This window comes from Gordonia sp. i37, from assembly GCF_002043085.1.
Taxonomy (GTDB): Bacteria; Actinomycetota; Actinomycetes; order Mycobacteriales; family Mycobacteriaceae; genus Gordonia; species Gordonia polyisoprenivorans.
Map to the genome: position 1 here is coordinate 1 of NZ_MVPX01000524.1, position 824 is coordinate 824.

The following is an 824-nucleotide window of genomic DNA, read 5'->3' on the forward strand; positions in this document are numbered from 1 at the left end:
TGCGGGTCACGGTCAGTACCGACCGCACGCCGTCGTGCGAGACGATCACCGATGTCGAGTTTGATTCGCTGAGTTCGTGTTTCGCACGTTCGGCGGCCATGATCAGGGCCTGCGAACCGGCCGAGTCGTCGAGGGGATCCTCGGCGTCGGGGTGCTCCTCGCAGAACTTCCGCGACAGGTGCAGGGCGAGTCGCTCGTCCCAGTCGGCGCCGCCGAGCTGATGGTCGCCGTCGACGGCAAGCACCGAGATGCGCCGGTCGGCGAGTTCGATCACCGTGGCGTCGAAGGTGCCGCCGCCGAGGTCGTAGACGAGGACCGTCTCGTCGGGTGTGGCCGTGGCGACGGTGTCGGCCAACCGGCTGAATCCGTAGGACAGCGCCGCCGCGATCGGCTCCGACAACACCCCGGCGACGTCGAGTCCGGCGTAGGTACCCGCCTGGATGGTGGCGCGGCGTTCCTCGTCGCCGAAGTAGGCGGGCACGGTGATCACCGCGCGCTCCACCTTCTCGCCGGCGAATTCGGCGTTGGAGACCAACGATTTCAGGATGAGCGCCGAGATCGCCGGGGCCGACCAGCTCCGGCCGTGGGCGACGAATCGCCAATCTGCATCGCCCATGCGACGTTTGACGAGCGCACACACGTTGTCGGGGTCCAGTCGTGCCTGCCTGCGGGCACCCTCGCCGACGACGTGGTCGTGCGCCGACGGCAACAGCACGACCGACGGTGTCGTCGGCGCACCATTCCAGTCGCGGATCACCTCGGGCCGTCCGTCGCGGTCGATCGCCGCGATCGCCGAATTCGTCGTGCCCAGATCGATGCCGAAT

1 protein-coding gene is annotated in these 824 nt (G+C 68.2%); it reads right to left on the reverse strand.

The window, feature by feature from the left end:
• Positions 1 to 824: Hsp70 family protein (locus B1964_RS26010; protein WP_253194203.1), on the reverse strand; the 824-nt coding region annotated here is incomplete at both ends.